The organism is Lysobacter sp. A289 (assembly GCF_054072675.1).
This window is the reverse complement of the sequence record NZ_JBSVRN010000002.1, coordinates 72,027-97,122: the sequence shown is the minus strand read 5'-3', so window position 1 is coordinate 97,122 and position 25,096 is coordinate 72,027. Positions and strand designations below refer to the sequence as shown.

The 25,096-nt window shown below is 66.4% G+C and carries 19 protein-coding genes; 12 read left to right on the top strand and 7 right to left on the bottom strand.

Features of this window, described 5'->3' with window-relative positions:
- Nucleotides 1-47 precede the first annotated feature (47 nt).
- From ACW5DN_RS12505 to ACW5DN_RS12480, 6 genes are all read left to right on the top strand, one after another.
- Complete coding sequence (locus ACW5DN_RS12505) at nucleotides 48-1,391, top strand: hypothetical protein (protein ID WP_456963143.1); 1,344 nt, start codon at nucleotides 48-50, stop codon at nucleotides 1,389-1,391.
- Nucleotides 1,392-1,508: 117 nt separating this feature from the next.
- Nucleotides 1,509-3,143 carry an N-acyl-D-amino-acid deacylase family protein gene (locus tag ACW5DN_RS12500; protein ID WP_456963142.1) on the top strand — a complete coding sequence of 545 codons (1,635 nt, stop codon included), beginning with the start codon at nucleotides 1,509-1,511 and terminating at the stop codon, nucleotides 3,141-3,143.
- A gap of 48 nt (nucleotides 3,144-3,191) precedes the next feature.
- The gene (gltS, locus tag ACW5DN_RS12495) at nucleotides 3,192-4,391 is read left to right on the top strand and encodes a sodium/glutamate symporter (protein ID WP_456963141.1); all 1,200 of its coding nucleotides are present in this window, start codon (nucleotides 3,192-3,194) and stop codon (nucleotides 4,389-4,391) included.
- A 101-nt stretch (nucleotides 4,392-4,492) separates the two neighbouring features.
- A complete protein-coding gene (locus tag ACW5DN_RS12490) occupies nucleotides 4,493-6,271 on the top strand; it encodes a gamma-glutamyltransferase family protein (RefSeq protein WP_456963140.1) in 1,779 nt (592 codons plus the stop codon).
- Nucleotides 6,271-7,557 carry an FAD-dependent oxidoreductase gene (locus ACW5DN_RS12485; protein ID WP_456963139.1) on the top strand — a complete coding sequence of 429 codons (1,287 nt, stop codon included), beginning with the start codon at nucleotides 6,271-6,273 and terminating at the stop codon, nucleotides 7,555-7,557. Before ACW5DN_RS12490 ends, ACW5DN_RS12485 begins: the two co-directional genes overlap by 1 nt.
- A gap of 74 nt (nucleotides 7,558-7,631) precedes the next feature.
- A complete protein-coding gene (locus tag ACW5DN_RS12480; RefSeq protein ID WP_456963138.1) occupies nucleotides 7,632-8,582 on the top strand; it encodes a LysR family transcriptional regulator in 951 nt (316 codons plus the stop codon).
- Nucleotides 8,583-8,613: 31 nt separating this feature from the next.
- Here ACW5DN_RS12480 and ACW5DN_RS12475 read toward each other — a convergent pair whose 3' ends face one another.
- Nucleotides 8,614-9,873: a flavohemoglobin expression-modulating QEGLA motif protein gene (locus ACW5DN_RS12475; protein WP_456963137.1), complete on the bottom strand. Its 1,260-nt coding sequence runs from the start codon at nucleotides 9,871-9,873 to the stop codon at nucleotides 8,614-8,616.
- Nucleotides 9,860-11,062, bottom strand: coding sequence for a ribosome small subunit-dependent GTPase A (rsgA, locus tag ACW5DN_RS12470; RefSeq protein ID WP_456963408.1), 1,203 nt, complete (start codon nucleotides 11,060-11,062; stop codon nucleotides 9,860-9,862). The genes ACW5DN_RS12475 and rsgA overlap by 14 nt, the downstream gene beginning before the upstream one ends.
- 166 nt (nucleotides 11,063-11,228) lie before the next feature.
- Between rsgA and ACW5DN_RS12465 the strand changes: the two genes are divergently transcribed.
- The 3 genes from ACW5DN_RS12465 to ACW5DN_RS12455 are packed head-to-tail and all read left to right on the top strand — an operon-like array spanning nucleotide 11,229 to nucleotide 13,889.
- Complete coding sequence (locus ACW5DN_RS12465) at nucleotides 11,229-12,515, top strand: aminotransferase class I/II-fold pyridoxal phosphate-dependent enzyme (protein WP_456963136.1); 1,287 nt, start codon at nucleotides 11,229-11,231, stop codon at nucleotides 12,513-12,515.
- A gap of 1 nt (nucleotide 12,516) precedes the next feature.
- Nucleotides 12,517-13,197, top strand: coding sequence for an SGNH/GDSL hydrolase family protein (locus ACW5DN_RS12460; RefSeq protein ID WP_456963135.1), 681 nt, complete (start codon nucleotides 12,517-12,519; stop codon nucleotides 13,195-13,197).
- Nucleotides 13,197-13,889, top strand: a complete 693-nt coding sequence (locus ACW5DN_RS12455; RefSeq protein WP_456963134.1) for a methyltransferase domain-containing protein — start codon at nucleotides 13,197-13,199, stop codon at nucleotides 13,887-13,889. Before ACW5DN_RS12460 ends, ACW5DN_RS12455 begins: the two co-directional genes overlap by 1 nt.
- On the opposite strand, the gene ACW5DN_RS12450 is transcribed toward ACW5DN_RS12455, so the two are convergent.
- Complete coding sequence (locus ACW5DN_RS12450; protein WP_456963133.1) at nucleotides 13,852-14,709, bottom strand: polysaccharide deacetylase family protein; 858 nt, start codon at nucleotides 14,707-14,709, stop codon at nucleotides 13,852-13,854. The genes ACW5DN_RS12455 and ACW5DN_RS12450 overlap by 38 nt on opposite strands.
- Nucleotides 14,710-14,781: 72 nt before the next feature.
- Between ACW5DN_RS12450 and grxD the strand changes: the two genes are divergently transcribed.
- Complete coding sequence (gene grxD, locus ACW5DN_RS12445; protein WP_456963132.1) at nucleotides 14,782-15,711, top strand: Grx4 family monothiol glutaredoxin; 930 nt, start codon at nucleotides 14,782-14,784, stop codon at nucleotides 15,709-15,711.
- Between the two features lie 49 nt (nucleotides 15,712-15,760).
- On the opposite strand, the gene ACW5DN_RS12440 is transcribed toward grxD, so the two are convergent.
- Nucleotides 15,761-16,303, bottom strand: coding sequence for a DUF924 family protein (locus ACW5DN_RS12440; protein WP_456963131.1), 543 nt, complete (start codon nucleotides 16,301-16,303; stop codon nucleotides 15,761-15,763).
- 118 nt (nucleotides 16,304-16,421) lie between these two features.
- Nucleotides 16,422-17,006, bottom strand: a complete 585-nt coding sequence (locus tag ACW5DN_RS12435; RefSeq protein ID WP_456963130.1) for a lysozyme inhibitor LprI family protein — start codon at nucleotides 17,004-17,006, stop codon at nucleotides 16,422-16,424.
- A 173-nt stretch (nucleotides 17,007-17,179) separates the two neighbouring features.
- Between ACW5DN_RS12435 and ACW5DN_RS12430 the strand changes: the two genes are divergently transcribed.
- Together ACW5DN_RS12430 and ACW5DN_RS12425 are read left to right on the top strand one after the other, a co-directional pair.
- Nucleotides 17,180-18,628 (top strand): amidohydrolase, encoded by a 1,449-nt coding sequence (locus tag ACW5DN_RS12430; RefSeq protein ID WP_456963129.1) that lies wholly within the window; start codon nucleotides 17,180-17,182, stop codon nucleotides 18,626-18,628.
- A gap of 35 nt (nucleotides 18,629-18,663) precedes the next feature.
- Nucleotides 18,664-19,956: an amidohydrolase family protein gene (locus tag ACW5DN_RS12425; protein WP_456963407.1), complete on the top strand. Its 1,293-nt coding sequence runs from the start codon at nucleotides 18,664-18,666 to the stop codon at nucleotides 19,954-19,956.
- 18 nt (nucleotides 19,957-19,974) lie between these two features.
- On the opposite strand, the gene ggt is transcribed toward ACW5DN_RS12425, so the two are convergent.
- Both ggt and ACW5DN_RS12415 read right to left on the bottom strand, forming a co-directional pair.
- Nucleotides 19,975-21,720 carry a gamma-glutamyltransferase gene (gene ggt / locus ACW5DN_RS12420; RefSeq protein ID WP_456963128.1) on the bottom strand — a complete coding sequence of 582 codons (1,746 nt, stop codon included), beginning with the start codon at nucleotides 21,718-21,720 and terminating at the stop codon, nucleotides 19,975-19,977.
- Nucleotides 21,721-21,739: 19 nt separating this feature from the next.
- On the bottom strand, nucleotides 21,740-24,754 hold the full coding sequence (locus tag ACW5DN_RS12415) for a TonB-dependent receptor plug domain-containing protein (protein WP_456963127.1): 3,015 nt from the start codon (nucleotides 24,752-24,754) through the stop codon (nucleotides 21,740-21,742).
- Nucleotides 24,755-25,096 lie beyond the last annotated feature (342 nt).

The window sequence follows — 25,096 nt, the reverse complement described above, 5'->3', positions numbered from 1 at the left end:
GCAGCGCGATTGACCCAGAATCGGGGCACATTGCAGCGGGGACAGGCATGCAGGAATGGACGCGGGACCGGCTGAAGGCCGGCGGGTGGATGCTGCTGGTGGCCGCGCTGACGGTGCTGGTGCAGTGGCCGTTGGTTTCCAACCCTGGCTACTTCAGCCATGACGAGCTGCAATGGGCGGCGGCAGCGAACGTTGCGCCCAGCGCGACGCTGCCGTGGGTCGACTGGTTCGACCTGGTGCTGTTCCAGTACCGTCCGCTGACCTTCAACCTGTGGCTGTGGCTGTCGCACCACCTGTTCGACCAGCCGCAGGCATTCCATGCCGTGGTCGTGGCTACCGGGGCACTCAATGCCGCATTGCTGGCCGGCCTGTTGGGCCGGCTGGAGGTTTCACCGCGACGGGCCGCGTTGGCTGCGCTGATGTTCGCGCTGGGGCCTTACGCGATGTACGTGCACGGCTGGGTGGGCACTATCGGCGACCTGCTCTGGGTGGGCTGCGGGTTGCTGGTGGCCTGGGTCGCGACCTCGCGCTGGCCGGGATGGCGCATCGCGATCGCCGCCGCCGGGCTGACCGCGGTCGCGTTGCTGGCGAAGGAGGCCGCGCTCTCGATCCCCGCGCTGCTGGCCGTGGCCTGGTGGCTGGACCGCACGAGAGGGAGCTGGCGCTGGGCGTTCGCGGGGTCGGTGGTGCCGGCGCTGGCCTACCTGCTGCTGCGGTTGTCCGTGTTGGCCGGTGTCGACGGGCCGGACGCCGCCTATGCCTGGTCGCTGGCGAACATCCCGCAGCGCTGGCTCGAGTACTACGCCTTCCTGCCGCAGATCAGCGTGTTCGAAGCCCACGCGACGCTCGCACGGGGGTTCGGCGACACGCGTTTCATCGTCTCCTGCGTGCTGATGCTGGCGCTGTTGGCCGCGTTGTGGCGGGTCGGCTGGCGCTGGGCCGTCGCCCTGCTCGCCGGTGGCGCCGCCGCGCTGGGCCCGGTGCTGGTGCTCGCTGGTGCCAGCAACCAGTACGGCTATGGCTTCGCCGCGTTCGCCGCCGGGCTGGTCGCCTGCGCCTGGCCGCGACTGGCACGCTGGGGCCGTGTATTGGTGGTGGTGCTGGCCGTGCTGTCGCTCTGGCACGGGATCAACGTGATGCGGCAGGTCCGCCAGGTCGGCGAAGTGCAGGCGGTGTTCTCGCCGGCGTTGGCCGAGCTGCTGCGGCACGACGACGCGGCCGTAGTAAGGCTGCGGGTCGCCGAAGATGTGCCGCCATGGATCTTCCAGCGCCTGACCCACGACATCCCAAGCTACGACGGCGTCCCGATCCGGTCGCGCGTGCAACTTGTCCCGTCGGGCGACGCCGACCAGGTGATCCAGGCCGACGGCCGGCTGACGCCCGCGCCCTGATCGCATACAGACAGCCCATAACGCATGGCTATGGAAGAGCCGTGTTTTATCAATTACGCCAACCGCCCCACTGACCTATGGTCGAGTCCCATTGCTCTGTTTTGAGGGAGACGGCACTTGGCCACGCTCGCGGGACAACCCGTAAGGAAGTTGTTTTCGGTCGCCATCCTGGCCACGGCGCTGGGTGCCTGCGCTCCGGATTCCGTTGACGACCTCCCTGCGGCTGACCTGGTCATTGCCGGAGGATCCCTGCACGACGGGACCGCCGGTGGACTGCGGCAGGCTGACGTCGCCATCATCGGTGACCGCATCGTCTGGGTGGGCTCGGACGCGTCGTCACACTACCGGGCGCAGCGCACCATTGATGCCAGCGGCAAGGTGGTCGCGCCGGGCTTCGTCGACCCCCATGGCCACCCCAATACCTATATCCGTGCCGACGATCCCGCCCAGCGCCGCAATGCTCCATGGCTGTATCAAGGTGTAACTACACTGGGCATTGGCGTGGACGGGGGTGGCAGTCCGGATATCGCCGAACAACGTGAGTGGTTCAAGCGCCAAGGGGTCGGTACCAACCTGGTGCCGTATGTCGGATTCGGTGCGGTGCGCTCGCGTGTGCTTGGGCAGAGCGCACGCAAGCCGGACGCTGCGGAGCTGTCCCAGATGCGCGAGCTGGTGGCATCGGCGATGTGTGAGGGTGCCTTCGGCCTGTCCACGGGCCTTTTCTATGTGCCCCAGAGTTATGCCGAGACCGATGAGGTAGTAGCGGTGGCCACTGAAGCCGCGCGCCGTGGCGGACTGTATGACAGCCACCAGCGCGACGAATCGTCCTATGGCATCGGGCTGATTGCGTCCACCAGCGAGGCCATTGAAATTGGCCGGCGCGCCGGCATGCCGGTCCACATCGCCCATATCAAGGCACTTGGCGTGGACGTGCATGGCAAGGCTGCCGAGCTGATTGAGCTGATCGACGAGGCACGTGCGGATGGATTGCGGGTGACGGCCGACCAGTACCCGTGGCTGGCCTCCGGCACCGGTCTGGCGGCGGCCTTGCTTCCGGCGTGGTCACGCGAGGGCGGGCGCAAGCGCTTGCTGGAGCGTCTTGCCGACCCCGCGCAACTGGTGGACATACAACTCGAAATGACTGACAACCTGCGACGACGCGGTGGCGCGGATGCCATCCTGCTGACCTCGCTCGGAGAGGACTGGACCGGCCAGACCCTGGAAGAGGTCGCCGCCGACTGGGGTCTTTCCGCGGAAGACGCGGCCCTGCGCATCATCGGCCAGGACGAGCGCCCGCCCGGCGTGCGCAGCAGTGCCTCGATTGCCTCATTCAACATGCGTCAGGACGATGTGGAGCTGCTGATGCAGCAGCCCTGGGTAGTTACCAGTTCGGATGGTTCCAACGGTCATCCACGCCAATATGGCAGCTTTCCGGAGAAGTTCGCGCGCTATGTACGGGAGAAGGAAGTCCTCGACATCGGTACATTTATCCATCGCTCCACCGGTTTGACCGCCGATATCCTGGGTCTCCAACAGCGCGGCTATCTGAAGCCCGGGTACTTCGCGGATGTCGTGGTGTTTGATCCGGAAACACTCGCGGCGCAGGCGACCTACGTGGAGCCGCGCAAGCTCTCTGTGGGCGTCAGCCACCTTATCGTCAACGGCGCGCTTGCCATCAGCGATGGCGAGCAGACCGATGCGCTTGCCGGGCGGATGCTTCATCACGTGCCAACCATTGGCACTTGTCCGTGACAGTGGATAAACGCCTGATCACCTTTCGAGAACACGGGAAGAAATCAATTGCTTCGACTTGACGCGGTGGAAACCGTCGCCCTGGGCGGCTTGGCACTCCTGGGCGGATACGCGCTGTGCCGCGCCATTCCGGTATTCCGGCGCTACAACCTCCCAGAGCCGGTGGTGGGTGGCCTGGTGATTGCGCTGATCGTGCTGATCGCCCACGGGCAAGGCACCACGCTGTTTGAACTGGACACCTCGCTGCAGACACCGCTGATGGTGGCGTTCTTCACCACGCTGGGTGTCAACGCGAGCCTCTCCCTGCTGCGTATCAGCGGGCGCCAGGTGGGGATCTTCCTGGGGCTGGCGACGGGGTTTGTGGTCGTGCAGAACCTGGTTGGTCTGGGCGTGGCGGCGATGTTCGACCTGAATCCGCTGTTCGGGGTGTTGGTGGGATCGGCCACGATGGCCGGCGGGCCCGCAACCGGGCTGGCGTTCGCGCCACTGTTCGAGGAGGCCGGGCTGGTCGGCGCGGAGTCGATTGCGATCACCTCGGCAATGGCCGGCATTGTCTGCGGTGGCCTGGTCGGTGGCCCGGTGGCGACCGTGATGATCCGGCGCTGGCGTTTGAAGACTCCCGGCGGCCATCCGACGGAAGTGCCGGATGTGACCGAGCTGAGCGTGGATCCGGAGCAGAACGACGCACAACGCGAGTTCAGCGCACTCAAGAGCATCGTTTTCATCCTCGTGGCGATGTGGCTGGGGGTCTGGATCGGCAGGGGTTTTGAGGCGCTGGGCCTGACCCTGCCGGCCTACATCGGCGCGATGCTGGTGGGCGCAGCGGTGCGCAACATTGACGATGCGACGGGCTGGATTGGCCTGTCGGTGCGCACCACCGACCTGATCGGCAACATCTGCCTCGCCCTGTTCCTGGCCGTGGCACTGATGAACCTGAAGCTGTGGGAGCTGGCCGGAATGGCCATGCCGCTGGCCCTCAACCTGGTCATCCAGGTCGCCATCGTGGTTGCGTTCTGCGTGGTCGTGTTCCGTGCCATGGGCAAGGACTACGACGCCGCGGTGATGAGCGGCGGCTTCATCGGCTTCATGCTCGGCACCACCGCCAATGCGATGGCGGTGATGAAAACGCTGGTGGAGCGCTACGGGGTGGCGCCGCGTGCCTTCCTGGTCGCGCCGCTGGTGGGCGCGTTCTTCATCGACTTCACCAACGCCTTGATCATTACCACCTTCATGAACTTCGTTAGCTAGGGCGGAGCGTTGGTTCCCCCCACAGAACCCATAACTGACAGCTATCTGCGTGCCATTGAATGTGAGGGGCGCCCATTCAGCTGTGCGGCTACGATCTGGGCATGAGCCAATTCCGTTCTGCCGCCAACGGCGTAGCCGCCCGCCGTCCCGATTTCGCCGCCTGCTTCAACCGGCCTGCCCGCGCACTGCTTGCACTGGTCGGCACGACGCTGCTGGTCGGTTGCCTCGCATTGCCCCGCGACCCCGGGACCGGCGCTGGCGAGGGCAAGACCGCAGGCGTGGTGGTCGCCGCCCACCCGCTTGCCGTGGATGCGGGAACCGCGGTGCTGCGCCGCGGCGGGACCGCCATGGACGCCGCCGTTGCCGTCCAGATGATGCTCGGTCTGGTGGAGCCGCAGAGTTCCGGTATTGGCGGCGGCGCCATCATCATGGCCTACGATGCGCGCAGCCAGGCGGTGACCAGCTACATCGGCCGCGAAGCCGCGCCTGCACTGGCCGACGGCACCTTGTTCGAGGACGAAAACCATCAGCCACTGCCGCGCGGTGACGCGATGCTTTCGGGACGCTCCACGGGCGTTCCCGGTACCGTTGCGGTTTTCTCACAGGCCCAGCGTGAGCACGGGAAGCTGGCGTGGGAAGAGTTGTTCGCGGAAACCATCCAGCAGGCCGAGCAGGGTTTCGTCATCACCCCCCGGCTTGAGGAACACATCCAGGGGACGTTCCCGCAGGCGTCCGCGCCGGACGTGCGCCAATTTTTCTCCACCCCCGATGGCCAGTTGAAGGGGACCGGCGACCTGCTGCGTAACGCCGACTATGCCCAGACGCTGCGCAAGATCGCGCAGGGCAACGAGCAGGCGTTCTATCGCGGTGACCTTGCCAGCGCCATCGTTGCGCGCACCCATCAATTGCCGCGTCCCGGGCAGCTCAGCATGCAGGACATGGCGGGTTACACGCCGGAAAAGACCGAGCCGCTGTGCCGCCCCCTGCGCGCCTACATCATCTGCGTGCCGCGTCCGCCGACCAGTGGCGTGGGGCTCCTGCAGTTGATGGCCCTGCTCGACAAGACCGATATCGACCAGCGCGGTTCCGAAGACCCGCAGTCATGGTTTCTGTTCGCCGAAGCCAGCCGCATCATGTACGCCGATCGTGACCACTACGTCGGCGACCCGGCCTTTGACGACGTCCCCGTCGATGGCCTGCTCGACCCGGCCTACGTCGACCAGCGCCGCGGGTTGATCGGGAACACGGCAGGCCCGGCCCCCCAACATGGGCAGCCGCCCGGCGCGGGTTCGCGCGGACCCGACCGTACCGACGAGCCCGGCGGCACCAGCCACTTTGTCGTGGTCGACCAATGGGGCAATGCGGTCTCGGTCACCACCACGATTGAGTCGTTTTTCGGGTCCGGCCGCATGGTTGACGGGTTTTTCCTGAACAACGAGCTGACGGATTTCTCCTGGTCCAGCGGCGCTGGCGACGACGGTGCCGCCAATGCGATCGCCGGCGGCAAGCGCCCGCGATCCTCGATGACACCGATCATCATTCTCGACCGCGATGGACGCTTTGTCGGCGCCCTGGGCTCGCCCGGCGGATCCGCCATCCCGGCCTATATCGGCAAGACGCTGGTCGGCCTGGTCTTTTGGGACATGTCGCTGCAGGACGCGGTGGGTCTGCCGAACCTGGTAGCTCGCGGCAGCCGCTTCAACGGCGAGGCGTCCAGTTTTACGGAGGCCGTGCTGGACACGCTTTCGCAGCGTGGAATGACGATACGCTCGGGTTCCGGCGAGGATTCCGGCCTGCATGGGGTGTTCTACCGCGATGGCGTACTCGAATGGGCCGCCGACCCTCGGCGTGAAGGCGTGGGCAAACTGGTAACGCACTAATGGCCAGCACCGTCAAAACGTCCCTCCCGGCCCCGGGTGAGCTTGATCCTCCGAAGAGCGCGTGCGGCGACGATGATGCCGTCATCGACCTTACCGTCGTGGGTGCGGGCGTAGTCGGCATCGCGACCGCATATGCTGCGGCCCGCCGTGGTCTCTCGGTGCGCATCGTTGATCGCGCGTCCGGCCCGGCGATGGGCGCGTCCTTCGCCAACGGCGCCCAACTCAGTTACGCCTATACCGAGTCGATGGCCAGCCCATCGCTTTGGACCAAGCTGCCATCGATTGCGTTGGGCATGGACCAGGCGTTGTCGATGCGCTGGTCGCTGGATCCGGACTTCCTGCGCTGGGGCATCGCCTTCCTCGCCAATGCCACGCCGGAAAAATTCCGCGCGAACACGCTTGCCGTACTCGACCTGGCGGCGCAGTCGCGCGCGGCAATGGACGACCTGCTGCAGCGCCATGACATCGACTTCGAGCACACCACTCCGGGCAAGATGCACCTGTTCCGTGACGCTGGCGCGCTGGACGCTGCCGCCGCCATGGTGGCGACCAAGCAGAAGCACGGCGTAGAGCAAAGCATCCTCAGCGCGCAGCAGGCGATCGACATCGAGCCGGCATTGGCAGGCGCGTCCGGTCTGGTCGGCGTGGTGCATTCGCCGGCGGAGGAGGCAGGTGATCCGCAGCGATTCTGCGTGGGCTTGCTGGCGTTGCTGGTAGCCGATTACGGAGTGACGGCGTGCTTCGACTTCGACGTGGCGAAGCTCGCGACCACGCCGGAGGGTGTCTGCCTGGAAGCGCGCGACGGCAGGCAACTGCGGTCGCGCAAGCTGGTGTCCTGCGCTGGCGTGGACGCTGTGGCCCTTGCGCGGGACATGGGCACGCGACTGCCGCTGCTGCCGGTCAAGGGCTACTCGTTCACGGCCGCGCCGGGAACCATGGCGCCACGGGTCAGCATCACCGACATCGATCGCAAGCTGGTGTTCTGTCGCCTGGGTGACAAGTTGCGCGTGGCGGGCCTGGCCGAGGTCGGCAATCGCAACGCGTCCGTCGACCCGCGCAGGGCGGAGCATCTGGTGGCGATGGCCCGTGATTCCCTCCCTGCCGCCGCCGCGTACGACGCGATCGACAGTACGTGGGCGGGACTGCGCCCGATGACGCCCAGCTCGGTGCCGATCATCCAGCGGATTCAACCCAACGTCGTGGTCAACGTCGGTCACGGCATGCTGGGCTGGACGCTGGCGATGGGGGCCGGCGAGCGGGCATTGCAAGCGCTGCTGGAAAAGTAGCCGCGCGCGCCACCGGCGTCTGCGCCGCGTGGTCACTTTGGGCATGTTTGATCTGGCTGCCCTAAGATCAGGGGATGCGCCTTCGTCAAATTGAAGTGTTCCACGCCGTCTATACGACCGGCTCGATCAGTGCCGCTGCGCGTGCGCTGCATGTGTCCCAGCCTTCGGTGAGCAAGGTGCTGCACCACGCGCAGTCCAAGCTCGGGTTGCAGCTGTTCACGCTGGTGCGCGGCCGTCTGGTTGCCACTGACGAAGCGCATGCGCTGTTTGTGGAAGTCAACGAGATATTCGAGCGCCTGGGGTCGCTGCAGAAGACCATCAGCAATATCAAGAATATCGGCGGTGGCCACATCCGCCTTGGCGTGGTGCCGTCCCTGGGCTTGCATGTCGCGCCATTGGCGGTCGCCCGTTTCCGCCGTATGCATCCGGAAATCACGTTCGACGTGCAGACCCTGCACCACGACGAACTGTTCCAGGCGCTCTATGAGCGTACCTGCGACATCGCGATTGCCTACGCGCCACCACTGCACCCGCGCATGAAGCGACGCGTGCTGAAAACCGCGCAGATGGTGCTGCTTTTCCAGAACGACGATGTCCCCGACGTGGGTGAATCGGTTCCCCTGTCGCTGATGCATGGACGCGAAGTGGTCGGGCTGACCGCCAGCGGGCCGGTCGGTGATGCACTCGCCAGCGCGTTGCGACGCAGCAACGTTGCCATCCGCGAAGTCGTGTCGAACCAGACCTTCTATACCGCTGCCGCACTGACCCGCCATGGCGCGGGGATGACGGTGGTCGACGAGTTCACCGCCCGCGCCACGGTGCAGGACGATGTTTCTTTCCGCCCGTTTGCGCCGCCGATCCGGTTCAACGTCGATTGCGTCTTTCTTGAGGACCGGCGCCCATCGAAAGCGGCGGAGGAGTTCATCAGCCTATTCAAGTCGATTATCAGCGAGATTCAGGACGGGCCGGGAAGCGACTCTATCGAGACCGAATCACCTGCCCTGGTGGCTGGCGGCGGGCAATAAGCACCGCCCGCCGGCTGTCACCGCTTCATCCTCAGATATCCGCAAAGTCCGTGTCGTCGATCGTGTCCAGCCGGATCTGGTTGGCGAACAGCGAGAACGCGAGCATGCCGGCCAGGCCGTTGGCGCGGGCGACCCAGGTCGGCAGCCAGCGCGGTGGCAGCAGCACGCCGGATTCGAACAGTGGCGCCAGCCGTTGCACGTCGCCCAATGTCATCTTGCCGGCGAACAGCCAGCGGCACAGGCGCAGCTGGCGTCGCCGCAGGGCCCAGCGGAAGAACGTGTGGACGCCGATCAGGCCGCGCAGGTAGACGGTGTCCTTGGTGAAGGCGTGACCGCCGCTGGTCGGCACGCCACGGAATACGCGCTGGGCTGATGCGAAGCTTTCCTGCGGGGTTTGACCGCTGTCGAGGAAGAAGCGGAATACCTCGATGAAATCCGCACCTTCCAGCGCTTGCGCGATGGCCTCGATACGCAGGCTCAGGCGCTTCATCCGGCTGATATCGATGGCGCCGGTGATCTGCTCGGCAAAGGTCGCCAGCCCTTCCTGGGTCGCGGTTGCGCGTGGCGAGGACAACGCCAGGCTGCCCAGCACTGGCTGCTCGCGGCCGTTGAGCGCGCTGAGCGAGTGGACGAAGGCCTCGTGCTGCAACAGCTGGTGGCGGTCGTAATCGGTGAAAGCCGCGCCGGTGCGCAGGCGGATGCGGGTCGCGCCGGCGGCAGCCTTGGCGATCAGGTCAGGATCCAGCACGACTTCGATCATGCGGTCGTTGAAGTAGTCGTCCAGGTCGCCCTGCAATTGCAGTTGCAGGGCGGTGGCCGAAATCTCGACCTGCTCGGCAGGCGAGACGAGTTCGCGGTCGAACTGGTCCGCGATCTCGATGAAATGCCGCGCCGCCACGCGCGCGCTTGGTCCGTTACCTGGCAGTGGTGCATCAACGCTGCCGTAGAGCTGTTGCGACAGCTCGGTGACTGCCGGGGTGCCAAGCGCTTCGCACAGCCGGGCGGCGGTTTCCCAACTGGAAGTGGCGTCGATCAGGTACTGACCCAGCGGGTGGCTGGCATCGGCTTCGCGTGCGATCGCGGCCAGCTCGGTGCGGGCTTCGCTGAAGTCGTGGCGGGGGTAGGCGACCTGCGGCAACCGGGTGACGCCGCGGGCGTGGTCGGCCAGAAACGTGCTTGCGGTTGCGGCCGGCCAACTGGCAAGGGTCAGCACCTTGATCCCGCGCGCCGTTTGCACCATGCACTCGTCCAGCGCGGTGTGGTGGGCGATGTCGGGGTCAGTCTTCGCCATAGTCGTCGTCGACCTGGGGCCGTTGCCGCGGGGGCTTTCCGGGGGGTTTCCCGGGCGACTTTCCCGCAGGCTTTACGGCCGCATTCTTTCCCGTTGCCGTGGCAGCCGGGGTGGCCGCGACATTCTGCGCGCGACGCGCGGCCAGCTTTTCCGCGGCGCCGGCAACTTCCTCTTCCAGCTTGAGGTAGTTGGTGAAACGGCGCGGGTCCAGCTTGCCGGCTTCGATGGCCGCGCGGATCGCACAGCCCGGCTCCTGGGCGTGTTTGCAATCGCGGAACTTGCAGTGCTCCGCCAGCGCTTCGATATCGCCGAAGTTCTCGGCGACAACCTCCTCCCCGGTCGGCTTCAACTCGCGCATGCCGGGGGTGTCGATCAGGCAGGCGCCGGTCGACAACGGAATCAGGGCGCGGTGGGTAGTGGTGTGGCGGCCGCGCTCGTCGCTTTCACGCACCGCACCGGTCTTCATGCGCTCGCTGCCCACCAGGGTGTTGGTCAGGGTCGACTTGCCCGCACCGGAGCTGCCGACCAGCACCGCGGTGGTGCCCGGCCGCAACCATGGGTTGAGGGATGCGACGCTGTCGGGGTCGCGGGCATTGACGGCGCGCACCGCGACATCCTGCGCGGCCAGTTCAATCAACGCGGCCAGTGAGCCGGGGATATCGTCCGCTTCGTCGGCCTTGGTCAGCACCACGACCGGCTCCGCACCGCTGCCGCTGACCAGCAACAGGTAGCGCTCGATCCGGCGCGGGTTGAAGTCCGCGTCCAGCCCGCAGACCACGAACACGGTGTCGATGTTGGCCGCGATCAACTGCTGTTTGTAATGCTCACCGGCGGCGCCGCGCTTGATCGCGGTGCGCCGCGGCAGCAGGGCGACGATCTGGTCTTTCTCGATGGCGTCGAGCACCAGTACCCAGTCACCCACACCGGCGCGCTGCTCGGTCGGGGTCATGCCCTGCTTGTAGCTCGGCGCGCGTTGCCACTCGGGCAACGACTCCACCGGGAAACTGTGGTCTGGCCCGTCGGCGACGACATAGCCGCTGCGATGCTGCTCGACCACGCGCGCCGGGCGGGCTTGCGGAAACTGCGCCATCAGCTCGCGCCATTCGGCGACCGCGGGCAGGCCGTCGTCATCGAGGGGCCAGCCGATCGCCTGCAGGGCGAGCTCGGGAGTCACGGAAAGTGGTGGAATCGGCGCATGCGGCGATTTTACCTATATGTCCTGCCCGTCTGCGCGACAGGACCGCTCGGCAGACGCGGCGATGACGCAGCTGCGATGGCCGGGGCAAACCCTGTAACTGCGAAACCGCGCGGGAATCGGATAGTCTGGCGGGACATCCTCCTCCAGCCTGACCGCGATGCCACCGTCCCAGCTGAAAACCCGTGCCCGCCTGTCTGAAGTCCGATATGAGATCCGCGGCGAGCTCGCCCGCCGGGCACGTGAACTGGAGTCGCAGGGCCGCACACTGATCAAGCTCAACATCGGCAATCCCGGTGCGTTCGGCTTCCGCGCCCCGCCGCACCTGCAACGGGCGATTGCCGGACGTATTGCCGATACCGACCCCTACACCCATCAGCAAGGCCTGCCGGCGGCGCGCGAGGCGATTGCGGAATTCCACCGGCAACGTGGCACGCCCAGCGTGGCGGCGGAGCGGGTGTTCATCGGCAATGGCGTCAGCGAGCTGATCGACCTGTCGCTGCGCGCCCTGCTCAACCCCGGCGACGAGGTGCTGCTGCCATCGCCCGATTACCCGTTGTGGTCGGCCGCGACCATCCTCAACGACGGCCGTCCGGTGTACTACCGCTGCGCGCCGGAGAATGCCTTCCTGCCCGACCCGGTGGAAATCGAATCACTGGTATCGGAGCGCACCCGCGCGATCGTGCTGATCAATCCGAACAACCCGACCGGAGCGAGCTACCCGCGCGAGTTGCTGCTGCAGTTGGTCGATATCGCCGCGCGTCATGGCCTGTTGCTGATGTGCGACGAGATCTACGACTCGATTCTCTACGACGACGCCACGTTCGAGCCGATCGCGCCGCTGGCGGGCAACCTGCCGTGCCTGTCGTTCGGCGGACTGTCCAAGGTGCATCGCGCCTGCGGCTGGCGGGTGGGCTGGGCCGTGCTGTCGGGCGATCCGGCGTTGAGCACGGACTTCCACCACGCGATGGACCTGCTGGGCGCGCTGCGCTTGTGCTCGAACGTCCCCGGGCAGTTCGCCATCGAGGCGGCCCTGCATGGCGAGGACACCATCAGCGAACTGTGCGCCCCGGGTGGTCGGCTGCACGAAGCGCGCCGGGTGGTGATCGAGGCGGTCGCCGCCAGCCATTACCTGGAACTGGTCACCCCTGCCGCCGCGCTGTACGCGTTCCCGGCCGTGACCGGCATCGCCGGCTTCGACGACCACGCCTTCGCGCTGGAATTGCTGGAAACCGAAGACGTCCTGGTCGTCCCGGGTTCCAGCTTCAACGTGCCCTACCGCAACCATTTCCGGGTCACCCTGCTGCCGCAACCCGAGCAGCTGGCCGAAGTGTTCCGCCGTATCGAGCGGGTGCTGGAGCGGATCGCGGCGCGGGCGAACCCGTCCGCAGCCGAACACCCGGTGCCAGCTATCACAACCCTGCCAACGCGGGTCGCGGTGGCCTGACATGAGCCAGCTGCGCTATCTCGCCCTCGGTGACAGCTACACAATCGGCGAGGGCGTGTCCGAGGTCGACCGCTGGCCGGTGGTGCTGGCCGCACAGCTGCGCCATGCCGGCATTGATGTCGCCGCGCCACGCGTGATCGCCACCACCGGCTGGACCACCGACGAGCTGTCGAGCGCCATGGATCTGGAGGAGCCACTGGGATGCTGGGACTTCGTCAGCCTGCTGATCGGGGTCAACAACCAGTACCGCGACCGCAGCGTGGCCGAGTACCGCGGTGAGTTCCACGACTTGCTGCGGCGTGCGATCGCGCTGGTGGACGGACGCGCCGACCGGGTGCTGGTGTTGTCGATCCCCGATTGGGGGGTGACGCCGTTCGCGATCGCACAAGGCCGCGTCGGCACCCTGATTGCCGAACAACTGGATGCCTACAACGCTGTTGCCGCTGAACTGTGCGCACGCCATGGTGTCGCTTTTGTCGACATTACCCCGGTCAGCCGTATGCATGGCGGAGAGGCCTCGATGCTGGTCGACGACGGCCTGCATCCATCGGCGCCGATGTACCAGCGGTGGGCCGCACAGGCGTTTCCGATCGCGCGCGAACTGCTGGGTGATGGTGCCCACACGACGACCCTCAGTGCCGTGCCGGGCTCAGGGTCCGGCGATCATCCCGACCGCCGCTGATGGGGCCGACCGTACGTCCGTTCTCCCGAGAGCGCGCCCGACGCATCGCCAGCGCATTCGGGCCCGGTGGCGATGGCAACCATTGGGACTATTACTACAGCCGCGGCAAGCTGGGCAGCGACCCGCTGTATCCCGGCGTCTGTGCGGCGTTGCGCGGCAGTACCCAGCCGCTGCTGGACCTGGGTTGCGGTCTGGGATTGCTGGCACATGCGCTGCGCGAGGACGGCCTGGCGCTGGGCTATCGCGGGGTCGACAACGACGCGGGCAAGATCGCGCGCGCCAGCGGCGCGGCGCAACGACAGGGCCTGGTGGACGTCGCCTTCGACTGCATCGATCTTGCACGCGGGTTGCCGGATCATCGCGGCAGTGTCGCGATCCTCGATGTGCTGCAGTTCCTCGCGCCCGACGCACAACACCGCACCCTCGACACGACCATCGCGATGCTGACTCCCGGCGCCCGGCTGGTGATCCGGACCGGACTGGACGACGGCAGCGCGCGTGCCCGCGTCACCCATGCGGTCGACGTGTTCTCGCGGCTGGTGGGCTGGATGAATACCGCTCCACGCCGTTACCCCGACGAAGCCACGTTGCGTGAGCGTTTCGATGCGGCGGGCCTGCGCTCGCGGTTTACGCCGCTGTATGGCAACACGCCGTTCAACAACTGGCTGGTGGTGGCGGTGAAGCCGGGGTGAGCAGCGCTTCCGGCAACACGGTGCGGTAACCCAACGCGTCCAGCCGACGCAGCAAGAGCCCGACGGCTTCCACGTTGCGGCCGTGCGGCGCGCCTTCGTGCATCAACACGATCGCGCCAGGAACGAGGTCACGCTCGATCCGTGCCACGACCTTCCCCGGGTCTGCCATGACGGCGTCGTAGCCACGTGCACTCCAGGCCACCCGGGCCAGGCCTTGCTCGCGCAACGCGGCAGCGGCAAACGGGTTGGCCATCCCGACCACGGCACGGAACCAGCGCGGCGTGACACCACTGATTTGGGTCAGCACCGCTTGCGCCTGCGCCACCTCGGCGCGCATCCGCGCCGGACCGAGTGCCCAGAAAACCGCCTGCGGATGGCCGTGGCTGTGGTTGCCCAGCCCATGGCCGCGCCGCACGATCTCACGCACCAGCTCCGGTCGCGCCTGCGCGCGCTCACCGACGACAAAGAATGTTGCCTTCGCACCGTGCCGGTCCAGCAGTTCCAGCAGCGCGGCGGTATCGTCGGATGGGCCGTCGTCAATCGTCAGCCATACCAGGTTCTGCCGGGTCGGCAATCGCGACAGCACCGGGCTGAACAGCGCCGAGTCGGCCTTCAACGTGCCCCACAGGAATGGCAGGTGACTGGCCAGCATCAGCGGCAACCCGACCTTCCAACTCCACAGCCACCAGGCTGCGGCGACCAGCAACTGCGACAGCAGCAGGGCGATCCAGCAGGCATAGGGGTGGCGCGGAACGCGGTGCAGGCGGGCAATGGACATGATCTGGACGGACATGATCTGGACGGAACTGATCTGGATCATGCCAGCGTCAGGCGCGCCTCGGTACACTTGCACAATTGCCTGACACCTCCACCCGCATTACGGAAGCCTGCCATGTCCCTCGACCCCGCCCTGCGTTCGCGTATCGAACAACTGCTTTCCACCAATAACGTCGTCCTGTTCATGAAAGGTGAGCCGAACGCGCCACAGTGCGGCTTCTCGGCCAAGGCGGTCGGCACACTTGGGGCCACCGGCGTTGCCTACCAGCATGTCGATGTGCTGTCGGACCCGGATATCCGCGAAGGCATCAAGCAGTACGGCGAGTGGCCGACGATCCCGCAGCTGTACATCGGCGGCGAGTTGATTGGCGGTAGCGACATCATCGAGCAGATTGCCAACTCCGGCGAGCTGTACACCGCGCTGGGCGTGCCTGCGCCCGATCGCACCCCGCCACCGATCACCATCACCCCGGCGGCGGCAAAAATGCTGGGCGAGGCCGTGGCCAACGCCGGTGACGGCTATGCGCTGCAGGTCGAGATCGATACCCGCTTCAACGCCAAGCTGCAGCTGGCACCAGTGGACGCCGCGGCGATCACCAGCGAAACCGAAGGCCTGCGGGTGCAGTTCGACCTGGCCAGCGCCCAGCGCGCACACGGGCTGACGATTGACTGGGCCGACGACGTGCGCGGCCGCGGGCTGGTGATCGAAAACCCGAACGCACCGCCGAAGGTCAACTCGATCAGTGCCAGCGACACGGCGGCCAAGGTGGCAGCCGGCGAACTGATGGTGGTGGATGTGCGCCCTGCCGATGAGCGCGGGAAAGCGTCCATCAAGGTACCGTTCAAGACCCTTGACGGGGACGCCAAGACTGAATTGGAAGCATTACCCAAGGACACCGCGATCGCGTTCCTGTGCCACTCCGGCGGTCGCAGTGCACAAGCCGCCGAACGCTTCCGCAGCTTGGGCTTTACCCGCCTGTCCAACGTCGAAGGTGGCATCGCCGCGTGGAGCGAGCAAGTCGACTCCAGCGTGCCGACGTACTGATCGGCTCACCAACCCCCGGACATGCGCGTCATGCCCGGGGCGCGGCTGGTCAGCCACTGAACCCGCCCTCATCCAGCCATGCTTGCTCGGTCGGCGTGGTTGCCCGGCCCAGCAGATGGTTGCGATGCGGGAAGTGGCCAAAGCGCTCGACGACGCCATGGTGGTGCACGGCCCACTTGTCGGCATCGGGCTGGTCGATCGACTGGTACAGCTCAAGCGCCCGCTGCTGGTCGAGCATCGCCTCGGAATGCACGAACGGCAGGTAGAAGAACGTCCGTAGCGATGCATCCACTTGCGCATCGAAGCCGCGGCCGATGGCACGCTCGGCGACCGCGCGCGCCATCGGGTCGGTCGCATAAACGTGCGCGCTGCCACGGAAGACGTTGCGGGGGATCTGATCCAGCAGCAGTACCAGAGCCAGGGCGCTGTCGGCCGACTCGCCCCAGCTTTCCAGTTCGCCCCGCGACGCTGCCATGTGCGCATCCAGCAGGCGTTCGCGGCAGCTGGCATCGAACCTGGCACCCCCCCTGAACCACAGTTCCGGTCCCGCATCACGCCAGAACTCGACGATTTCTTGCGCCGTGGTATCCATTGCCTGCCCTCATCACCTGATCGGAGACCGACATTATCAGGGAGTCGTTATGGTCGCTGCAGTGCTGGTCGATGTAACGCCGGTCGATGCGGTGCCGGCGGCAACGCCCGGCACGGCGTCAGTCCGCCACGTCCTCGTCGAGATCCCCGTCGCCCAGTTGGGTCTCCAGCTCGGTGATCCATGCGACGGTGATGCTCTCCAGGGTGACGGCATGGATCAGCGGCTGGATCGAGCCGCCTGAATAGGTCTCGGCAATAAAACGCGCATATCGCTCGCGATACCCCAGCCAGCCCAGATGTACCGCCTCGAAGGCGGCCAGGCCGTCGCCCTCCAGCTCCGCACGCAGGCGCACGACCAACCCGTCGAGGTGGCCGTCGACCTGCTGGAACGAGCGGATCGCCCGCAGGTTCATCGCCGCTTCGTCCAACGACTGCTCATCACATTCCCGCACGACCAGCTCGACCTGGCTGACGTAGCGGTCGGCCATGCGGACCGCGGCCTCGGCCTTGCCGATGAGCTGGCCCTCGAACCGTCGCAGCTCCTCCAGGCTGGTATTGGCTCCCTCCAGGCCCTGCTTGAGGGTCAACAGCTTCTGGTTGCGTTCGATCGCGTCAACCGTGGTGCGCCGCTCGACCTTGCGCCGGACGAAATAAAAAGCCCAGGTCAACACGGCACCCAGCAGCAGATAGATCGCTTGTTCCATGACGCAGTCCTCCCGTAGCCGACAGTGTGCCGCGCACACGTCGCAAACGTTGCGATGGTCGCGGTATCCATGACCATCGTCAGGGTTGGCACCGCCACGGACCACCGCTAGGGTGCAGGCAGACTGTCGCATCGTCATCGCCAGCGCAGGCACTCAACCCCGGGGAGTTCAAAATGCTTCGTTTACCTGTTGCCGCGCTAGCGGCCGCCCTCGTGCTTGCGCTCGCCGGCGGTGCCCACGCCGACAGCGGCGACCGCTCATCGTCGTTCGCCAATGACCCCTACCCCAGTACTTATGAACGCATCGCCGCGCCACCGGTGCTGGTTCGCGGCGCGACCGTGCTCACCGGTACCGGTGCGCGCCTGGACAACGCCGATGTACTGATGGCCGATGGCCGCATCGTCGAAGTCGGCACCGGCCTGGCCGCGCCGGCCGGCGCCACTGTGGTGGATGGCAACGGCAAGTGGGTGACTCCGGGCATCATCGACGTGCACTCGCACCTGGGCGTCTATCCCAGTCCCGGCGCGCGCGCCCACAGCGACGGCAACGAGGCGACGGCGCCAGTGACCGCCGCCGTCTGGGCCGAGCATTCGGTGTGGCCGCAAGACCCGGGCTTCAACGCGGCCCGCGCCGGCGGCGTCACCTCGCTGCAGATCCTGCCCGGCTCGGCCAATCTGGTCGGCGGCCGTGGCGTGACCCTGAAGAACGTGCCGGCGGTGAGCTACCAGGCAATGAAGTTCCCCGGCGCGCCCTGGGGCCTGAAGATGGCCTGCGGCGAGAACCCCAAGCGCGTGTATGGCGACAAAGGCGGCCCGTCGACCCGGATGGGCAACGTCGCCGGCTACCGCGCGGCGTTCATCGAGGCGGCCGAGTACCTCAAGAAGAACGGCAAGTCCGATGAATCAACGAAGAAGCGCAGCTGGTGGCAGTCCGACACCGACAACAGCAAGGAGAACGGCAACGGCGGCAAGCGCGACCTGAAGCTGGAGACGCTGGCCGGCGCGATCAACGGCGACATCCTGGTCCACATCCACTGCTACCGCGCCGACGAGATGGCGACGATGCTGGACCTGGCCGACGAGTTCGACTTCAAGATCGCCGCGTTCCACCATGGCGTGGAGGCCTACAAGCTGGCCGACCGACTCGCCGAGGAAGGCACCTGCGCCGCGCTGTGGGCCGACTGGTGGGGGTTCAAGATGGAGGCCTTCGACGGCATCCAGGAGAACATCGCGCTGGTCGACCGCCCGGCCGGCAGCTGCGCGATCGTGCACAGCGACTCGGAGGAAGGCATCCAGCGGCTCAACCAGGAGGCGGCCAAGGTCATGGCCCACGCGAAGCTGGCAGGCATGGAGATCACTCCCGAACACGCGATCCAGTGGCTGACGGCCAACCCGGCCAAGTCGATGGGCATCGCCGACCAGACCGGCACCCTGGAGACCGGCAAGATGGCCGACGTGGTGATCTGGAACGGCACCCCGTTCAGCGTCTACGCGCAGGCCGAGCAGGTCTATGTCGACGGCGCGCGCGTGTACGACCGCGATGACCCGTCACGGCAACCAACCTCCGACTTCATGCTGGGCCAGTCGACCGGCGACCGGATCCGCGCCGGAGGTGTGCTGTGAGCCGCGACGGCAAGGGGCAGGTCGTTCGCGCCTCCCTGTCATTGCTGGCATTGGCGACGCTGTCGTTCGTCGCGCTGGGCGCCAGCGCGCAGGATCTTCTGATCCGCAACGCCACCGTGCATACCGGCGGTACCCCGGCGACGCTGACCAATACCGATGTGCTGGTCAGCGATGGCACCATCCGTGCGATCGGCGCCGCACTGGCCGCCCCGGCCGGCGCCCAGGTTGTCGACGCCCAGGAACGGCGCCTGACCCCGACCCTGTTCGGCGGCATCACCGGCATCGGCATCGAGGAAGTTTCCGGCGAGCGTTCGACCGTCGACAACACCCTCGCGCTCGGCGCCGACACCCACCAGATGACGGTGCGCCCCGAGTTCGACGTGACCCTGGCCTTCAACCCGGCCTCGATACTGATCCCGGTCAGCCGGATCGAGGGCATCGGCTGGACCCTGATCAGCGCCGGCAGCGATGAAGGCGGCTCGATCATCGGCGGCCAGGGCGCAGTGATGCGGCTCGACGGCAGCGTCGACCCGGCCGGCCCGAACGTGTTGTTCGTCGACCTCGGCAGCGACGCCGCCGGCCTCAGCGGCCGCTCGCGCGCCGCCCAATGGATGATCCTGGACCAGTTGATCAGCGAGGCGCGCGGCAAGATCGCCCCCGACGCCAACGCCGCACTGCTGACCCCGGCCGGTCGCGCAACGCTGAAGAAATACCTCGATGGCGGTGGCCGCGTCGTAGCCGAAGTCGACCGCGCCGCCGACATCCGCCAGCTGCTGCGCTGGTCGGAGCGCCACGGCGTCAACATCGCAATCGCTGGCGGCGCCGAGGCCTGGAAGCTCGCCCCGCAACTGGCAGCGGCCAACGTACCGGTATTCGTCGACCCGCTGGCCAACCTGCCGGCCAGCTTCGACCAGCTCGGCGCCAGCATGGAGAACGCGGCGCGGCTGGATGCCGCCGGCGTCGCAGTCGGCTTCAGCCAGGGCGGCGATGCCAGCCACAACGCGCGCAAGATCCGCCAGCTCGCCGGCAACGCGGTCGCCAATGGGCTGCCATGGGAAGACGGCCTGGCCGGGCTGACCTCGGTGCCGGCGAAGGCGTTCGGTGTCGCCGACAAGCTCGGCAGCATCGCCGTCGGTAAGCGCGCCGACCTGGTGCTGTGGAGCGGCGACCCGCTGGAAGTCAGCGCGGTGGCGTTGCAGGTGTGGCTGGATGGCAAGCCGATCGAGATGCGTAGCCGCCAGACCGAACTGCGCGACCGTTACCTGCGGCCCCAGGTACCGCGCGAGAACGGCGGCCTGCCGCGGGCGTATCCGGCCGCGGACCAGTAGCCCCAGACGTATGCTCCGTCACTGCGCGACGGCGGCGGCTCCCGGGCGGCGCGGATCGGCGGCGCCTTCAACGCCGTCCTCGTTCTTGAGCAGGGACTGGGTACTGCCGATGGTTTCGTCCTGCGTTACCTCGTGGCCACGCGCCTCCAGCAGCCGCAGAGTGTCCGGGCTGAAGCCGCGCTCGACCCGCAGGTCGCCGCTGCGCATTTCCTGGTGGATGCGCGGCATGCTGGTGGCTTCGGCGATGTTCATATCGAAGTCGACCACATCGACGATGGTCTGCATCACCGTGCCGGGGATCGTGTTGCCGCCCGGGCTGCCGGTCACCATCCACAGTTTGCCGTCACGGAACAGCATCGTCGGCGACATGCTCGACACCGGACGCCGGCCCGGGCCCAGCAGATTGGCCATGGTCTTCTTCGCGTCCTTGCCCGCCCTCGCCTGCGCCGTGATCGGGAAGTTGCCGATCAGGTTGCCGAGCAGAAAGCCGGTGCCTTCGATCATCACCCCGGCGCCGAAATCCGAACCCAGCGTGTAGGTGTTGCTGACCGCGTTGCCGTCGGCGTCGATCACCGAGATCTGCGTGGTTTCAGTGCTCTCGTATTGCCACGGGTCGCCGGCTGCGAGTTCCGGCGCCGGCAGCGTTTTCGTCGGCGAGATCAGCTTCGCGCGCGTGGCGGCGTACGCCTTTGATGTCAGGCCGCGTGCCGGGATGTCCCAGAATCCCGGATCCCCGGCGAACCGGCTGCGGTCGCTCCAGGCCAGCTTGATCGCCTCGGCCATGTAGTGCAGCGCGTCGGCGGATCCCGCGCCGAACCCGGCCAGATCCTTCGTTTCGAGGATGTTGAGCATCTCGATGACGCTGGCGCCGCCACCGCTGACCGGCGGCATGGTGGCGATGCCATGGCCGCGATAGCTGCCCAGCAGCGCATCGCGCTCGATGGCGCGATAGGCCGCAAGGTCGGCGCGGGTGATCAGGCCGCCGTGTTTTTCCATGCCGGCAGCCAGGCGTTCAGCGATCTCGCCGCGATAGAACGCGTCCGCACCGTGCTCGGCGATCTGCCGCAGCGACCATGCCAGATCCTGCTGCACAAGGCGTTCGCCGGCACGCATTGCGCTGCCGTCGGCGTGCAGGAACACCTTGGCACCCGCCGCGCTGCGCGCCAGCCGTTGCTTGCCCCAGTCCAGTGCGAAGGCCTCATCACGCGTCAGCACGATCCCTTCGGCGGCCAAGCGGATGGCGGGTTGCAGCAGGGACGACCACGGCATCCGGCCGTACTTGTGGTGCGCTAGTGCCAGCCCCGCCACAGTGCCGGGTACGCCCGCGGCCATGTAGCCGGCCTTGTCGCCGATTACCTTTCCGTCGTCGTCGAGATAGCGCTCCAGCGTTGCCGCCTCCGGCGCCACCGAGCGGTAGTCAATCGCGACCGTGCGCTTCTCCTTCGCCAGGTACACCAGCATGAAGCCGTCGCCACCGATGTTGCCCGCGCGCGGCAAGACCACCGCCATCGCGAACGCCGTGGCCACCGCGGCATCCACCGCGTTTCCACCATCGCGCAGGACCTGGGCGCCGATCGCGCTGGCGACTTCGTTCTGGCTGGCCACCATGCCGCGATCGGCATGCTCCGGCTTGTGGATCGCCTCGTAATTAAGCAGTTGCCGCGCTTGCGCGGTTGCCGACGGCAGGCCGCCGGGCGCAACCAGCAGGGCCAGCAGGAGCGCGCATGCGATGCGCGCCCGATGCATCATCGTGTAAGCAGTCACTGGTCTCTCCGATCCGGCTCTATTCGAATTCCTTGGTCAGGGTCATGTAGTAGCCGCGGCCACGGGCGCTGTGCACCTTGGTGTAGAAGCCGGATGTCGTGGATGACAGCGGCGGTTCGTTGTTGGTGACATCACGCACGGTGAAACGGATCGACGAATTGTTGAGGAAGCTGTCGGTCTCGCCAAAACGGCGTTCCACGTAGACGTTGGTCCGGCTCCAGCTCGGAACCTTGAACAGGCTGCCGTCGTCGAGCGACGCGCTGGTGGATTCGAACTTGCCCGCGTAGCGGGTGAACGTGCCCAGCTTCCAGTCGCCGTACCGCCACGACGTGCTTAGCGACGCGCGCCATTCCGGAGTGCCATTCAGCCCCACCGTGTTGCCGGCTCCACTGATGTTGAAACCATCGTCGATGATGCCCTGCTCCTGCGCCTCAAGAATCTGCCGCTCGTCCGCGGTCAACTCCTGGGTCAGTTCGATCAACCGGGACGCGTTGAGCTTGACATTGAAGGTGCCGGTGTTCTCGGTCTTCAGGCGCCAGCCGGCCGAGAAGTCGAGGCCCCGCGTGGTACGCGGCAAGCGGTTGATGTAGACGTCATCGATCCGTGCGACCGTGCCCACCGCCTCCAGGCCGGTGCCTTCGAACTGCTCCAGGCGGTCGTCATCCGGATCGTTGCGGATCACCGCCGGGTTGTAGGAGTCCTGCATGCGCATCAGGTAATCCAACGCCAACTGGGTCCGTCCGCCGAGGATGCCGATCACGTCTTCCTGCTCGATCGACCAGTAGTCCGCGGTAAGGGTCAGGTTGCCGGCGCTCTCAGGCAGGAATTTCGGCTGGAACACGAAACCGGCCGACCAGGTATCGGCGGTTTCCGGCTCCAGCTCCTTGTTGCCGCTGCGCTGCTCGACCGTGCTGTAGCTTTCGCCACATTGGTTGATGCTGTCGATGTCGCCGTTGCGGATATTGGCTTCGCAAACGTAGTAGTCGGTCCGCGAGTTGCTGAGCGTCAGGTCGTTCGAGTTGGTCAGCATGATGTTCGGCGCCAGGAAGCTCTGCGACCAGCTGGCACGCATCATCAGGTCATCGGACAGTCCCCATGCCAGGGCGACCTTCGGCTTGGAGACGCTGCCGAAGTCCGAGTAATGCTCATAGCGAGCGGCCAGCTGCAGGTCCAGGTAGCGCACCAGCGGCACCTCCATCTGCGGCGAGACCAGCGGCACCGCCAGCTCGGCGTAGAGCGAGCTGACCGAACGCTCACCTTCGTTGTCCGGCGCAGGGCTCGCACCCAGGATGTCGCTGGTGATCGCGCCGGTCATGGGGTCGGTATAGGTGATCGTGCCGTCGTGGTGGATGTCGCGGTTATCGGTGAGCGTTTCGCGGCGCCATTCGACGCCCGTCGCCAGGCCAACGTCGCCGCCCGGAAGCGAGAACAGATCGTCGCGCACGAGACGCGAATCCACCTGGAACAACGTGCTGCGGCTCTTGCGGATCACCGGAACCGTGAACGAGGCGATCGTGGCCGGGTCGTTCGGCGTGCCGTCCCGCCCTGACCAGTCCAGCGGATCGCCGCCATTGAACGGGTTGTAGGCGCCTGGATCGCTGCGTCCCAGCGCTTGCGTGAACAACGTATTGCTGATCGATCCGTGCTGCTCGTCGCGGGTCTTCGCGGCCGAGTACAGCACCGCGCTTTCCCAATCGAACGCGCCCACCATGCCGCGGATACCGGCCACGACCCGGTACGCATTGTCATCCACCGTGTAGGGACGCTCGGTATCGGTCGCGCGATAACTGACCATCCTCACGTCCAGCCCCTCTTCCGGCGCGTCGATGCCCTCCAGACGGTTCGGATTGAGGGAGCCGTCAGGCAGGTACATCGCGCCGAACGGATTGTAATAGCCGGTTTTAGGCACCACGATCGGCGCCGAACCCACCGACGCGGCCTGCTCGCGCATGCCCTCGTAGCGAGAGTTGTAGTAGCTCAGTTCGCCGAATGCGACGAAGTTGTCGTTGATGTCATGCTCGATGGTGCCGAACACGTTCTTGCGCTCGACGCCTCCGAGCAGGTTGCGCTGCGAGGCGGCATTGAAACGCAGCTCGCGTGGCTTCGTTGATCCAGTCACGATGCATGCATTCTCATCGATGCCCGCCGCGCACTCACCCAACCCCGATCCCGGCTCGATATGGAAGTAACCGGATGCACTGGTGATCCGCTCCCCGTTCTGACTGACCGCATCCTTGTCGCGTGTCTGGAACGATCCCCAGGACGAGGCGGACAGGCGGTCATCGAACGCGGTATAACCTTCGAACGGCGTGCCTTCCAGCCGCGAGCGCTTGTCCATGTCGGCGCTGTACCAGCGCTCGGACGAAGCCAGGTTGGATCGATCCGTGTAACCACCAAGCAAGGTCACCCGGGTGCGGCCGTCGTTGAACCACTTGCCGGCCTTGAAGTTGATGTTGCCCTCGCGGAAATCGGTGCCTTCGGAGCCGCCGAACTGGCTCTGCACCTTGAATCCCTGGTAGGTCGTGTCCATCACCACGTTCATCACGCCGGCCACCGCGTCGGAGCCGTACAGGGCCGAGGCGCCGCCGAGCAGGGTTTCCATGCGACGGACGCCATACAGCGGAATGGCGTTGATGTTCCCGGTCTGGCGCGGGACAAAGTTCTCGGTCTGTGTACCCGGATGCGGCACGACGCGACGCCCGTTGACCAGCAGCAGCGTGTTGCCGGTGCCGATGTTGCGCAGGTTGATCGAGCCGACGTCGCCGCGCGCGGCGTTGATGTTGGCCCCGGTGTCGGTGTTGTCGAACATGAGGTCGCCGACCTGCGGCAGGGTCTGCAGGAGTTCTTCGCCGGACACCGCCCCGGTGTCGGCGATGTCGTCTTCGCCCAGGATGATGACCGGGGCCATGCCGGTTCCGCTGTTGCCGACCAGGCGGCTGCCCACCACCACGACCTTGTCGAGATCCGTGGCTGTAGCGGTGGCGGGAGCCTGTTCTGCCGTCGTTGCGGGCTGTGCCGGTACTGCCTGCTCCATTACGGGCTGCTCCGGTACGGCCTGCTCCGGAGCGGGCTGCGTGGCGATTTCCTGCGCGGATGCGGTGGCATGCAAGCAACCGATGACAGCACAGAACAGTATCGTTTTCCTGAAATTGCGGACCATGCGAGCCTTCCCTCGAAATGAATGTCGGTGGCCAGTCAGCATGCAAAACCTGCCAGCAGAGCACCTGTCGATGACCGCAGGGTGGCAGTGGCATTTCGCTTTGTCGTGCAGCAATGCTGGCCAGCGGTATAACCCACGGCTATGGAAACAATCGCGGAGCAAGGCCATTCGCGATCGATCCAACTCGGCATCCAGCAGCCGCCAGACCGAACTGCG

Bases quoted from the DNA above. Each gene is read 5' to 3' on its own strand.
- ACW5DN_RS12490 (WP_456963140.1), top strand. From the start codon at position 4,493: ATGAGCCAATTCCGTTCTGCCGCCAACGGCGTAGCCGCCCGCCGTCCC.
- ACW5DN_RS12485 (WP_456963139.1), top strand. From the start codon at position 6,271: ATGGCCAGCACCGTCAAAACGTCCCTCCCGGCCCCGGGTGAGCTTGAT.
- ACW5DN_RS12455 (WP_456963134.1), top strand. From the start codon at position 13,197: ATGGGGCCGACCGTACGTCCGTTCTCCCGAGAGCGCGCCCGACGCATC.
- ACW5DN_RS12480 (WP_456963138.1), top strand. From the start codon at position 7,632: ATGCGCCTTCGTCAAATTGAAGTGTTCCACGCCGTCTATACGACCGGC.
- ACW5DN_RS12465 (WP_456963136.1), top strand. From the start codon at position 11,229: ATGCCACCGTCCCAGCTGAAAACCCGTGCCCGCCTGTCTGAAGTCCGA.
- ACW5DN_RS12460 (WP_456963135.1), top strand. From the start codon at position 12,517: ATGAGCCAGCTGCGCTATCTCGCCCTCGGTGACAGCTACACAATCGGC.
- grxD (WP_456963132.1), top strand. From the start codon at position 14,782: ATGTCCCTCGACCCCGCCCTGCGTTCGCGTATCGAACAACTGCTTTCC.
- ACW5DN_RS12450 (WP_456963133.1), bottom strand. From the start codon at position 14,709: ATGATCCAGATCAGTTCCGTCCAGATCATGTCCGTCCAGATCATGTCC.
- ACW5DN_RS12440 (WP_456963131.1), bottom strand. From the start codon at position 16,303: ATGGATACCACGGCGCAAGAAATCGTCGAGTTCTGGCGTGATGCGGGA.
- ACW5DN_RS12430 (WP_456963129.1), top strand. From the start codon at position 17,180: ATGCTTCGTTTACCTGTTGCCGCGCTAGCGGCCGCCCTCGTGCTTGCG.
- ACW5DN_RS12475 (WP_456963137.1), bottom strand. From the start codon at position 9,873: ATGGCGAAGACTGACCCCGACATCGCCCACCACACCGCGCTGGACGAG.
- ACW5DN_RS12435 (WP_456963130.1), bottom strand. From the start codon at position 17,006: ATGGAACAAGCGATCTATCTGCTGCTGGGTGCCGTGTTGACCTGGGCT.
- ACW5DN_RS12415 (WP_456963127.1), bottom strand. From the start codon at position 24,754: ATGGAGCAGGCAGTACCGGCACAGCCCGCAACGACGGCAGAACAGGCT.
- ACW5DN_RS12505 (WP_456963143.1), top strand. From the start codon at position 48: ATGCAGGAATGGACGCGGGACCGGCTGAAGGCCGGCGGGTGGATGCTG.